This window comes from Alistipes sp., from assembly GCF_020026455.1.
Lineage (GTDB): Bacteria > Bacteroidota > Bacteroidia > Bacteroidales > Rikenellaceae > Alistipes.
In genome coordinates, this window is sequence record NZ_JAHHQJ010000012.1 from 34,542 (window position 1) to 46,802 (window position 12,261).

12 protein-coding genes and 1 tRNA gene are annotated in these 12,261 nt (G+C 59.2%); 4 read left to right on the forward strand and 9 right to left on the reverse strand.

All coding sequences use genetic code 11. The annotated features are described in order from the left end of the window. Positions 1-9: 9 nt before the first annotated feature. From QZ460_RS07770 to QZ460_RS07800, 7 genes are all read right to left on the reverse strand, one after another. Complete coding sequence (locus QZ460_RS07770) at positions 10-804, reverse strand: head GIN domain-containing protein (RefSeq protein ID WP_290541010.1); 795 nt, start codon at positions 802-804, stop codon at positions 10-12. Positions 805-822: 18 nt separating this feature from the next. Then, a complete protein-coding gene (locus QZ460_RS07775; RefSeq protein ID WP_290541011.1) occupies positions 823-1,164 on the reverse strand; it encodes a PadR family transcriptional regulator in 342 nt (113 codons plus the stop codon). A 4-nt stretch (positions 1,165-1,168) separates the two neighbouring features. Further along, positions 1,169-1,381, reverse strand: a complete 213-nt coding sequence (locus QZ460_RS07780) for a PspC domain-containing protein (protein WP_290541012.1) — start codon at positions 1,379-1,381, stop codon at positions 1,169-1,171. Further along, the gene (locus QZ460_RS07785; RefSeq protein WP_290541013.1) at positions 1,382-1,921 is read right to left on the reverse strand and encodes a PspC domain-containing protein; all 540 of its coding nucleotides are present in this window, start codon (positions 1,919-1,921) and stop codon (positions 1,382-1,384) included. Positions 1,922-2,186: 265 nt separating this feature from the next. Further along, positions 2,187-2,930 carry a succinate dehydrogenase/fumarate reductase iron-sulfur subunit gene (locus tag QZ460_RS07790; protein WP_290541014.1) on the reverse strand — a complete coding sequence of 248 codons (744 nt, stop codon included), beginning with the start codon at positions 2,928-2,930 and terminating at the stop codon, positions 2,187-2,189. Between the two features lie 38 nt (positions 2,931-2,968). Further along, complete coding sequence (locus tag QZ460_RS07795; protein ID WP_290541015.1) at positions 2,969-4,915, reverse strand: fumarate reductase/succinate dehydrogenase flavoprotein subunit; 1,947 nt, start codon at positions 4,913-4,915, stop codon at positions 2,969-2,971. A gap of 35 nt (positions 4,916-4,950) precedes the next feature. Continuing rightward, positions 4,951-5,646, reverse strand: a complete 696-nt coding sequence (locus QZ460_RS07800) for a succinate dehydrogenase cytochrome b subunit (RefSeq protein ID WP_290541016.1) — start codon at positions 5,644-5,646, stop codon at positions 4,951-4,953. A gap of 133 nt (positions 5,647-5,779) precedes the next feature. On the opposite strand from QZ460_RS07800, the gene QZ460_RS07805 reads away from it, so the two are divergent. Next, positions 5,780-6,313: a 5-formyltetrahydrofolate cyclo-ligase gene (locus QZ460_RS07805; protein ID WP_290541017.1), complete on the forward strand. Its 534-nt coding sequence runs from the start codon at positions 5,780-5,782 to the stop codon at positions 6,311-6,313. A gap of 233 nt (positions 6,314-6,546) precedes the next feature. After that, on the forward strand, positions 6,547-7,401 hold the full coding sequence (locus tag QZ460_RS07810; RefSeq protein WP_290541018.1) for a patatin-like phospholipase family protein: 855 nt from the start codon (positions 6,547-6,549) through the stop codon (positions 7,399-7,401). A 321-nt stretch (positions 7,402-7,722) separates the two neighbouring features. Here the strand turns inward: QZ460_RS07810 and QZ460_RS07815 are convergent, their stop codons facing one another. Then, complete coding sequence (locus QZ460_RS07815; protein WP_290541019.1) at positions 7,723-9,096, reverse strand: DUF5723 family protein; 1,374 nt, start codon at positions 9,094-9,096, stop codon at positions 7,723-7,725. A gap of 13 nt (positions 9,097-9,109) precedes the next feature. Then, positions 9,110-10,045 (reverse strand): hypothetical protein, encoded by a 936-nt coding sequence (locus tag QZ460_RS07820; RefSeq protein ID WP_290541020.1) that lies wholly within the window; start codon positions 10,043-10,045, stop codon positions 9,110-9,112. Positions 10,046-10,166: 121 nt separating this feature from the next. Here QZ460_RS07820 and uvrC point away from each other — a divergent pair, with 121 nt between their 5' ends. Next, positions 10,167-11,990, forward strand: a complete 1,824-nt coding sequence (uvrC, locus tag QZ460_RS07825; protein WP_290541021.1) for an excinuclease ABC subunit UvrC — start codon at positions 10,167-10,169, stop codon at positions 11,988-11,990. Between the two features lie 73 nt (positions 11,991-12,063). After that, positions 12,064-12,150: transfer RNA gene (locus QZ460_RS07830), tRNA-Leu, on the forward strand. Positions 12,151-12,261: the final 111 nt, after the last annotated feature.

The window sequence follows — 12,261 nt, forward strand, 5'->3', positions numbered from 1 at the left end:
TTTCGGGATTCAGAGTTTGTGGATGCTGCCGCCGCTCGACTTTTCCAGCGATGTCTGGCAGTCGCCCGAGTAGCGGATCGACGAGCCGCTCGACGCGCAGGCGGTGAGTTCTCCGCTGCAGTCGATCGAAGCGCTTGCGGCGCTCGACGTGTCGAGTTTGGCGGTGACGGCCGTGAATTTTCCGGCATTGAGTTTTGATGCCGAGCTCATGTCGGCGTGGAACGTCCCGACGGAACCTTCGAGGATGACTTTCGAGGCACTCGAAGCGTCGAGCGAACAGCTTTCGGCCTCGATCGTGGCCTCGATCTTCGAGGCGCTCGATGCCGCGATGGTGCAGGCGGTGGCCTCTACCGCAACCTGGATGTTGGCGGCACTCGACGCGTCGATGCTGAATTTGTCGGCTTTGAGTGTCGTCTCGCCGACGATTTTCGAGGCGCTCGAAGCTTCGAGTGAGCGGATTTTCCGGTTGGCCGGGACGGTGATCGTGGCGTTGGCGTTCTGGATCCTGTTTATCTTTGGATCGAACGAGACTTCGAGTTTGTCTTTGGAGGCACGGACCACCACCAGGTCGATCAGATTGTCGTCGGCTTCGATGTGGATGTCCGACACCTTGTCCGAGATGACGACTTTCACGCCGTGCGATGCTTCGATGCCGTTGAATTTGGGGGCCGAAACGGTTCGTGTGGCGATCTTGCCGCTGCCCTTGATGTTTTTGCCCAGCAGAGGCATTGCGACGCAGGTGACATAGGCGGTTACGGAGAGGCAGGCTGCGATCAGAGCGGTTATCAGCAGGAGTTTTTTCATGACTGTGTTTTATAAGGGTTACTTGTTTTCGGTTTTTCCGTGGCGGATGAGTTGGATTTGTCCGACGAGTTCATCCCATGCTTCGTCGAGCGTTGCGAGGTATTCGCGGCCTTTGTCCGTGAGCGTGTAGTACTTGCGAGGCGGACCCTGGGGCGATTCTTCCCAGCGGTAGGTCAGCAGTCCGGCGTTCTTCTGCCGGGTGAGGATCGGGTAGAGCGTACCCTCGACTACGATCATCTCGGCCTGTTTGAGCTCGGCGATGATCCTCGGAGCATACGAGTCCTCGCGGGAGAGAATGGCGAGGACGCAATACTCCAGAATTCCTTTGCGCATTTGCGCCTTTACGTTGTCTTCAGCCATGGTGCTATTCGTTTAATCTTTTGGGGGCTTTGGGGACGATCAGCCAGAGGATGATGTAGACCCAGAGCGAGAGACCTCCGAAGAAGATCAGGAGCAGGGTTGCAATGCGTACCAGCGAGGTGTCGAGTCCGAAGAATTCGGCCAGACCGGCACAGACGCCTGCGATCATGCTGTCTTGGGAACGGAGCAACCGTCTGTTTTCGTTCGTTGTCATCATTTATCGATTTTTTTTGTTGATATTGAACTTTGGGGCCGGCTCTTCGGGAATGACGACCCAGAGGATGATGTAGACCCAGATCGAGAGTCCGCCGAAGAGGGTCAGCAGGATCATCATCAGCCGGATCAGCGTCGGGTCGGAGTCGAAATAGGCGGCCAGACCCCCGCAGATGCCGGCTATCGAACGCTCGGAACGCGTGCGGTAGAGTTTGCGCAGAGGCGGCTGGCCGGCACATTCGGTCTCGTCCTGCTTCCGGGCGGGCCCGGACTGCTCCGCATCGCGGGGTTCGCCGAAATAGGACGGGTTGCCCATCTGGGCCATCGTCGCACGGACGATGTCGAGTGTGATGACCCGCATGGGCGAGGCGACCCGCTCGCGGAAGATCTCCGCCACACGGGCTTCGATGTCACTCATCGTCTCGGTGTCACCCTCCGGCAGGCGCCGCCGGATGTCGTCGAAATAGCTGCCCAATACCCGGTAGGCGTCCTCGTCGAGGGTGAATGCCACGGAGCCGATGTTTACGTTTACAGTCTCTTTCATGGTCGTAAAAGTATTGTCGCGGTTTTCTGTTTTCGGGTTTTTACTATTATTACATTGCAAATATAGGAATAGTTTTAGTATTATGCAATACAAAGTATTTATTTTTTTTGATTTTTTCTCGCTTCCCGATTTTGGATGGCTGAAATTTTGGGCTCGGGAGGGGAGTGTCTGCTGGGATGCGCGCCGCGCATATCACCCGCCTCTGTCCAAAAAAAGGCCGGAGCGAAATGCTCCGGCCTGCTGGTTCTCGCTTTCGCGACAGTCGTTAGTCCTCGAACTTTGCGGCGAGGAATTCACGGTTGAGGCGGGCGATATGCGCAATGGAAATCTGCTTGGGGCACTCGGCCTGGCAGGCTCCCGTGTTGGTGCAGTTGCCGAATCCCAACTCGTCCATCTTGGCGACCATCGCCTTGGCGCGGCGTGCACCCTCGACACGGCCCTGGGGCAGTTTGGCGAGCGACGACACGCGAGCGGCGACGAAGAGCATGGCCGAACCGTTCTTGCACGTTGCGGCGCAGGCTCCGCAGCCGATGCAGGCGGCGGCGTCCATCGACTCCTCGGCGTCGGCCTGCGAGATCGGAATGGCATTGGCGTCGGGAACCGAGTTCGTGCGCACCGAGATGAAACCTCCGGCCTGCAGAATCTGGTCGTAGGCCGAGCGGTTCACCACGAGGTCCTTGATGACGGGGAAGGCCGCCGAGCGCCACGGCTCGATGGTGATCGTGGCTCCGTCCTTAAACTTGCGCATGTAGATCTGGCAGGTTGTGGCGCCCTGGCTGGGGCCGTGGGCCTGTCCGTCGATGTGCAACGAGCACATGCCGCAGATACCCTCGCGGCAGTCGTGGTCGAAGGCCACCGGTTCCTTGCCCTCGTGAATGAGATTGTTGTTCAGGATGTCGAGCATTTCGAGGAACGAGGTGTCGGCCGAAATGTTCTCCACCTTGTAGCTCTCGAAAGCTCCTTTGGATTTAGCGTCCTTTTGACGCCATATCTTTAATGTAAAATTCATGGTTTCGATTCGATATTAAAGTTCAACGTCAAATGGCCTTAATCTTTGTAGTTGCGCTGTGCGGGGTGTACGAACTCGAAGTTCAGCGGCTCCTTGGTGAGCTCCGGGGCCTGATCCATGCCCTTGTACTCCCATACGGCGGCATATACGAAGTTCTCGTCGTCGCGCTTGGCTTCTCCCTCCTCGGTCTGGTGCTCCGAGCGGAAGTGTCCGCCGCACGACTCCTCGCGGTTGAGGGCGTCGCGGGCCATCAGCTCGCCCAGCTCCAGGAAGTCGGCCAGACGCAGCGCCTTTTCGAGTTCGACGTTGAATTCGTTCTCCTTGCCTACGACCTTCACGTCCTTCCAGAACTCCTTGCGCAGGGCCTGGATCTCGGTGATGGCCTTTTCGAGAGACTCTTTCGTGCGGGCCATGCCGACGTTCTCCCACATGATGTGGCCCAGCTTCTTGTGGATGTCGTCCACCGACTGCTTGCCCTTGATCGCGAGGAGTTTGGCGATCTTCTCCTTGACGTCTTTCTCGGCCTGGTCGAAGGCCTTGGTGTCGGTCTTCACCTTCGGGGCCTGAATCTTGTGCGAGAGGTAGTCGCCGATGGTGTAGGGCAGTACGAAGTAGCCGTCCGCAAGACCCTGCATCAGGGCCGAGGCACCGAGGCGGTTGGCTCCGTGGTCGGAGAAGTTGGCCTCGCCGATGGCGTAGAGGCCCGGGATGGTGGTCATCAGGTTGTAGTCGACCCAGATGCCGCCCATCGTGTAGTGTACGGCAGGGAAGATCTGCATCGGCTGCTCGTAGGGGCTGACGTCGGTGATCTCCTCATACATGTCGAAGAGGTTGCCGTAACGCTGCTTGATGATATCCTTGCCCAGACGCTCGATGGCGGTCTTGAAGTCGAGGAACACGGCCAGACCGGTCTCATTCACACCGAAGCCTGCGTCGCAGCGCTCCTTGGCTGCACGCGAAGCCACGTCGCGCGGCACGAGGTTGCCGAAAGCCGGGTAGCGACGCTCCAGATAGTAGTCGCGGTCCTCCTCGGCGATATCCGAGGGCTTCTTGGCACCCGAGCGGATCGCCTTGACGTCCTCGATCTTCTTGGGAACCCAAATGCGGCCGTCGTTGCGCAGCGACTCCGACATCAGCGTCAGTTTCGACTGCTGGTCGCCGTGTACGGGGATGCAGGTGGGGTGAATCTGCGTGAAGCAGGGGTTGGCGAAGCCGGCACCCTTGCGGTAGCACTGGAATGCGGCCGAGCCGTTCGATGCCATGGCGTTGGTCGACAGGAAGAAGACGTTGCCGTAGCCGCCCGTGGCGATCACGACGGCATGGGCGCCGTGGCGCTCGATCTCGCCCGTCACGAGGTTGCGGGCGATGATACCCTTTGCCTCGCCGTCCTCGATGACGATGTCCAGCATCTCGTGGCGCGGGTAGCTCTTCACCGAACCGGCGGCAATCTCCTTGTTGAGGGCTGCGTAGGCACCCAGCAGAAGCTGCTGTCCCGTCTGTCCGCGGGCGTAGAACGTACGCGATACCTGTGCGCCGCCGAACGAACGGTTGGCCAGCAGGCCGCCGTACTCGCGGGCGAAGGGAACACCCTGACCCACACACTGGTCGATGATCAGGTTCGAGACCTCGGCCAGACGGTAGACGTTGGCCTCGCGGGCGCGGTAGTCGCCGCCCTTGATCGTGTCGTAGAACAGGCGGTATACCGAGTCGTTGTCGTTCTGGTAGTTCTTCGCGGCGTTGATACCGCCCTGAGCGGCGATCGAGTGGGCGCGGCGGGGCGAATCCTGAATGCAGAATACTTTGACGTTGTAGCCCAGTTCGCCGAGCGAAGCGGCTGCGGAGGCGCCTCCCAGACCCGTACCGACGATGATGATGTCGAGCTTGCGCTTGTTGGCGGGGCTTACGACCTTGATAGCTGTCTTATGGTTGCTCCACTTTTCGGCCAGAGCACCGGCAGGAATTTTAGCATCTAATTTTAAAGCCATATCGTTTGTGTGTTTATTATTCTACAATGGAGTGATTAGCATGCGCCTGCGATGCAGGGACAGAAGAAGTAGACGAGCACCACGGCGGCAAATCCGAGGAATACGATCGTGGCCACGATGTTGGCGATGCACTTCAGGCGGGGGTACCACGTGTCGTTGGCCCAGCCCACGGTCTGGAACATCGACCATACGCCGTGCGTGAGGTGGAACCACAGGGCAGCGAACCATACGAGGTAGATCACCACGTAGTACCATTTCGAGAAGGTGTAGGCGATCAGTGCGGCTCCGTCCGCGGGGTGGAGTCCCAGCGAGTTCTCGTGCCCGCCCAGGATCTCGATGAGCTGCATCTTCGACCAGAAGTTGAACAGGTGGATCAGCAGGCCGCCCAGGATGATGAAGCCCAGTACGAGCATGTTTTTCGAGGCCCACGTCACGCCGGGCTCCTGCACCGTCACGGCGTAGCGCTGCGTGCCGCGTGCCTTGTAGTTGTTCAGCGTGAGGACGACTGCGTAGAAGAAGTGGACGAATACGCCCAGTGCCAGTACGGCCGTTCCGGCCAGTGCGTACCAGTTTGCGCCCAGCAGTTCGCAAATCATGTTGTACGCTTCGGGCGAGATGATCGCCGTGATGTTCATCGACATGTGGAAGAGGATGAAGAGCACGAGGAACACGCCCGTCACGCTCATTACTAACTTCTTGCCAAGCGAGGAATTAGATAGAAAACAGCTCATAATGATTTTAATTTTGTATATTTGTTAATGATTTGTGTTCCGGTGCTTTTCTGTTTACGCACGCAAAGATAGCCATTGTTTGCGGAATAACAATAAAAACAGGCGGGAATTTCATGTCAGAAAGGAGAGTTTTATGACCAAAAAAGAACTGCGCGCCGCGATGCGTCGGCGAAATCTCGGAATGGACGCTGCGGAGCGTGCCGAAGCCTCGCGGCGGATATTCGACCGGGTCGGTCGGCTGGAGGCTTTCGATGCGGCCCGGACGGTGGGCGTTTTCTGCTCGCTTCCGGACGAGCCGGACACGGCGGAGACGCTGGTGCGGTGGAGTGCCGTGAAGCGCATCGTGGTTCCGCGCGTCGAAGGGGAGGTGATGCGGTTTTGCGAATACGACCCGCAGACACTTCGCCCGGGGGCTTTCGGCATCGCCGAGCCGGGGCCGGAGGCGAAGACGTGCGACCCGTCGGAGATCGACCTGGTGGTTGTTCCTGGCACGGCGTTCACCGCCGCGGGAGCCCGTTGCGGCCGCGGCCGGGGTTACTACGACAGATACCTCTCCCGGCCGGGGGTGCATGCCGTGAAAGTCGGCGTGTGCTTTGCCTTCCGGCTGGTCGGGGAGCTGCCCGTGGAGCCGCACGATGTGGTGATGGATTATGTGATAACGGATTGAATGCCCTCCGCGGAGGCCCCCCCCCTCGTCGGCAGGGAGCCCTTCGGTGAGGCCGGCGGGATGTCGTTTTTGCCCTGTCCGGGATGCTGGCGGGGCCGGTGCGAAGTCTGTTTGCGGCGGCTGTGCCGGGGCGTCGTCCGGATGGGGCTCGGCACGGGATGTGCGGCACGATGCGTGCAGGTCCGCTTTCGGACCTTGCGTGTGGAACAAGGAGCCTTAATGAATGGGAGTCTATGAAAAAGAGAAGAGTGGCTTTGGTGCTGGCCGGTGGCGGCGCCCGGGGCGTGGCCCATATCGGGGCCATCGAAGAGTTGGAGAGACAGGGATTTGAGATCGGTGCCGTGGCCGGGACCTCGATGGGGGCGCTGGTCGGGGGCGTGTATGCCTCGGGCTATCTCGAGCCGTTCAAGGAGTGGATGTGCGCACTCGATAAATACAAGGTTTTCAGCCTGATTGACTTTGCGATGAGCACCGAAGGACTGGTCAAGGGCGATCGGGTGATGGAGGCGATGAAGGAGTTGGTCCCCGATGTGGAGATCGGGCAGATGCCCGTACCTTTTGCCGCCGTGGCGGCCGATCTGCTGACGGGCGACGAGGTGGTGCTCGACAGTGGGGGATTGTACGACGCTATCCGGGCTTCGATTTCGATACCTTCGGTTTTCAGGCCCGTGCACCGCAAGGGGCGGGTGCTGATCGACGGCGGCACGGTCAATCCGCTGCCGCTGAACCGCGTGCGGCGCGAGAAGGGCGACCTGCTGGTCGCCGTGGATGTCAGCGCCCGGTTCGGGGCTGATTCCGTCCACCGGGCCAATGCGTCGCTGAATTATTACAAGGTGCTGATCGCTTCGTCGCAGATCATGCAGCAGCGCATCACGCAGCTGATGTGCCGTCTGTACCAACCCGACATCATGGTCGGACTTCCCGCCGACAGCTTCGGCATGTTCGAGTTCTACCGCTCGAGGGAGATTCTCGAAGCGGGGCGTGCGGCGACGCGCGCGGCGCTGAAACGGCTGGAGGCCGACGGTGAAAACGGTATGCTTTTTGCTGAGAGCGAGACAGAAGAAAAGATTGCGACGGCCCGTTTTTGAAGAATTCAAAAGTAGTGACGCAACTTCACACAGATTTTCAGGGCCGCCGCAATATGTTTGAGGATGGAGGAGATGTCGGAAAACAGTTCCGAATTTCTTACGGCGCAAAGATAGGTAAAGTTTCCGGATTTGCAACTGCTTTGCCCGAAAGTGATATGGGTGCGTCTAAAAATCCGAAGCGTAGGACCTGCTTTGCCCGGAAAATCCGCTTTTTTTCGCCTTGTGGCCGCCTGTCCGGGGGCCCGCCCCGGCTGCGGGAAGTATTTGCAGGTCAGATCCCCGGCTCATTGAGCCGGGGATCCGGCGTTTGCGGAAAGCCGGTCAGTGTTTGTCGCCTTCGCGCACGTAGGCCGCGATGCGGTGGCTTCGCTTGCCGATGGGGATACCCATGCCGAGCGTCACGTTCATCGAACTCTGTTTGATGGGGACCCACTGCGGCGTGTGCTTCGACGTCAGCATGTCGGTTGCCAGGTAGAAGTTGATCCAGCCGGGGCAGAGATTCAGCGCCAGGCCGACGGCGCGGGCGCGGTTGTCGATCAGCGAATAGCTTCCCGACAGAGTGAACCAGCGCACGGGGTGGAAATTGACCGATCCGGTGATGTTGTGGCGGGTCTTGTAGGTCCAGACGCGGGCCGTGTAGAGCAGACCGATGCCGATTTTGTGGCGCCACACTTCGTATTCGAGTCCGGCGTTGATTGTCGCGTGGAGCATCTTGGTCGTGCTTTGTTTGTCGACCTGGTTGAATTTCAGCATTTCGAAGTCGAAATCCGGAACCGGTTCCGCGCTGTTTTCCGGCACCGTGGTGCCCGTGAATTCCGCTTCCCGCGTCGAGATGCCTCTGACGGAGTGTTTCTTGCCCCAGCTGATGAATCCCAAGTCGGTCACGGCCAGCGACGCCTGCAGGTTGGGCAGGATGTCGTATGTGGCGCCCAGATCGAGGGCAAATCCGTATCCCGAGGGTTGGGTGGGTTTGATTTTGAGGTCGCCGATTTCGAAGTTCTCGCTGTCGGGGTTTGTTCCGACTTCGGACCCGGCGGCCGTGAGGTCCAGCATTCCCTTGGAGAGCACCGCCCAGCGGTCTTCGCGGAGCGAGATGTCGAAGCGGTCGTAGTGGACCCGTGCGCGGGCGATTCCGGCGAGGAATTTACCGCGGATGCCGATGTAGAGACGGTCGTCCATCAGCGGGAACGAGTAGCTGAAAGCCGCCTCGAGGTAGGAGTCCATCGAGGCGCCGAAGTCGCGGATCCGGTTCTCCTTGCCGAGTTTGATGAATTCGAAGAGCGAGTAGGGCAGGTTGGTGTCTTCGTTGACCCGCACGTTGAGGTCGAACGACCAGAAATTCTTGTGGTTGTCGGTGAAGGCGCCGAATCCGATGACGTTCATGCGGAAGTCCGTGCCCAGCATGTTGTTCCGCTTGAGGCCGGAGAGCGCGTCGGTGGCCGACACGGAGCTGTCGAGCAGCGTCACCAGCCTGCCGTTGCGGGAGAAGAGGATGTTGTCCAGGGCGATGTTGCCGCTCACGTTGATGTTCATGCCACCGAGGGCCGGGATGTTGACGTAGCCGCGCAGCGGGGCGAAGGCCGGGTTGAACTGGCTGCGGAAGGTCGATCCCTCCATGAAATAGGCTGTGGGGTTTTGGGCTGCGGCTCCGGTCGCCAGGAGCGCTGCAGCGACGAGGGTATATAGTTTTTTCATGATGGGGTGCGGTTTAGATGTCGAATTTCAGACCTCCGTTCTTGAGCAGGCTCAGGCTGATGACGATCTGGTGTTGGTCGTTGCTGAATCCTTTGCCGGGATAGTATTCCGTGAGCGTCACTGAAGTCCGGATCGTGATGCCCTCGACGATCTGCCGCAGGTCCTCGGCGAAAAGTTGTGTTTCGGGAATTTCGTTCGATGCCCTGTTTGCGCCGACTTCGACCTGGAACGAGACCTCCGTGGGCGAAAAAATCGGGTTGAGGTGCAGCGAAAGGGGCAGTCCGCTGGTGATCTGCCCGTAGAGGAACAGCGTGTTGCGGGCATTGGGCGTGCCCTTGGGGTCGAGGTTGTCGGCGAGCATGTCCACGATGTCGCTGCTGATGTCGATATGGCCGACTTCGTATTCGAGCCGGTCTATTTGAAGCGCGGTGGTCAGGTAGCCGCGGGCCGATGCGGTGATTTCCGCCACCAGCCGTTCGCGCAGCGCTGCGTTGTTGCGGTAGGCGGTTTTGAATGCCGTCTTGAAGGTCTGCTCGTCGGGGGCCGTCAGGTTGAGGAGCGGCAGAAATTTCGCGGCGTATTTGACCCAGATCAGATCGACGACCGATGAGAGCTTGTCATCGCTGGTCTGCATCTCCACGCACAGCGTTTCGAACAGCGTGTTTGCATAGGAGGAGTCGTTCCGTAATTTGACGAGGTCGACGAATTGGCCGTCGGGCAACTGCGCGGGAAACCAGATGTCGGCTTCGCGGAAGATCTCTTCGATGTTGCCGTTGCTGTTTCTGATCTCGTCCTTGGAGACGAGCACCTTGACCAGCGGGATGCAGAACCGGGACTCTTCATCGCCGATGGCGATATTGTCGGAGTCGACGTTTGTCAGGTCGTAGTCATTGTCCACACATGCACCGGAGAGCATGCCGGACAGGAGCAGGAGCAATAGTTTTCTCATAGGCTTGGTGTGTCGTGTAAAGTGGTGTGCAAAGATATGATTTTCCGACGTATGAAACAAAAAATGCGACTTTTTTACAGACTTTCCGATTTGCAATATATTTGCTAAATTTGCCGGGCGTATGGCTGAAACGGAAAAACCGGATCTCAAGGAGCAGGTGGCCCTGCTGCCGCTGTCGCCGGGCGTCTACCAGTTTGTGGACCGCTCGGGGACGATCATCTATGTGGGCAAGGCCAAGAGCCTGCGCAAACGGGTGTCGTCGTACTTCGTGCAGTCGAAGGAGCACAGCGCGAAGGTGCGTGTGCTGGTCAGGCAGATCGTCGAGATCCGCCATATCGTCGTGGGGAGTGAGACCGACGCCCTGCTGCTGGAAAACTCGCTGATCAAGAGCCTCCAGCCGCGTTACAATATCCTGCTGAAGGACGACAAGACCTATCCGTGGATCGTCGTGCGGCACGAGCATTTTCCCCGCGTGCAGTCGACGCGCATCCTGACGCGCGACGGATCGCAGTATTTCGGCCCCTACGGATCGGTGATGATGCAGCGCAGCGTGCTCGACTTCATCCGCGAGATGATCCCCCTGCGGACCTGCAAGTTCAACCTCGCCCCGGAGTTGATCGCCAAAGACAAATATACGGTCTGCCTGCAATACCACCTGGGCAACTGCAAGGCCCCGTGTGTCGGGCTGCAGTCCGAAGAGGAGTATGCGCAGCTGGTCGGCATGGTCGTTTCGGTGCTGAAGGGCGACCTGAGGCCCGTGCGCCAATACCTTGAAGGGGAGATGCAGCGTGCGGCCGGGGAGCTGAAGTTCGAGCTGGCGCAGCGCTACAAACAGCGGCTCGATGCCCTGGACAACTATGCCGGGCGGTCGGTGATCGTCAGTGCGAAGATCGTCGATGTCGACGTTTTCTCGCTGCTGCCCGACGACGATGTGGCCTGGTGCAACTTCGTGCGCATCCGCCACGGTTCGATCGTGGGCGTGCAGACCGTGAAACTGGCGACGGGCGTCGGAGGCGACGAGCGCGACATGCTGACGCTGGCCATCCAGCACATTGTCGAAAATATCGCCGGGGGCGAACTGGCCCGCGAGGTGATCGTGCCGTTCCTGCCCTCGACGACACTGCTGTTCGGGGGCGTGACTTTCACGGTCCCGAAGCGCGGGGAGAAACTCGAATTGCTGGAATTTTCGCAGAAGAGCGCCCGCATCTACCGCGCCGAGCAGTTGAAAAACCTCGAAATCAGGAATCCCGAGCGCTACACCGAGCGGCTGATGAATGCCGTCCAAAAGGAGTTGCGCCTCGACAGACAGCCGCGGCACATCGAATGTTTCGACAACTCCAACCTGCAGGGGGCCCATCCGGTGGCTTCGTGCGTGGTGTTTCGGGACGGAAAACCCTCCCGCAAGGAGTACCGCCATTTCAACATCAAGACCGTGACGGGGGCCGACGACTATGCCTCGATGCGGGAGGTGGTCTTTCGGCGTTATACGCGGCTGATGGCCGAAGGAGCCGAAATGCCCGACCTCATTATCGCCGACGGCGGAAAGGGGCAGATGGGCGTCATTCACGAGGTGCTGGAGCATCTGGGGCTGGAGATTCCCGTCGCCGGACTGGCCAAGGACGACCGCCACCGCACGGCCGAACTGCTCTACGGCTTTCCGCCCGTGCTGGTGGGCATCCGGCCGACTTCGCCCCTGTTCCACTTTCTGTCGCACATCCAGGAGGAGGTGCACCGTTTCGCCATTTCCTTCCACCGTCAGAAGCGCAGCAAGGCGTTTATCCACAGTGAACTGGAGCAGATCGAAGGGGTCGGGGACAAGACGATACAGACCCTGTTGCGCCATTTCCGCACGGTGGAAAAGGTCCGTGCGGCCAATATCGAGGAACTTTCGGCGCTGGTCGGAGCGGCGAAGGCGAAAAAAATCAGACTCTTTTTCGAAAAATAGCCGTATTTTTTGAAAAGTTACGAAAATCGCCTATCTTTGCGCAACCGATTTGCCGCGGAATGTTCGCGGAAAGGCCCGGATGGCGGAATCGGTAGACGCGTTGGTCTCAAACACCAATGACAGCAATGTCGTGCCGGTTCGACCCCGGCTCCGGGTACCATGGAAAAAGCCAAGCAATTGATTGTTCAATGCTTGGCTTCTTTTTTTGTCGGGATGCTCCCCGCATTTTCCCCGCCTGCGTCCCGACGGCCGCTGCGCTTCGACAGCCGCC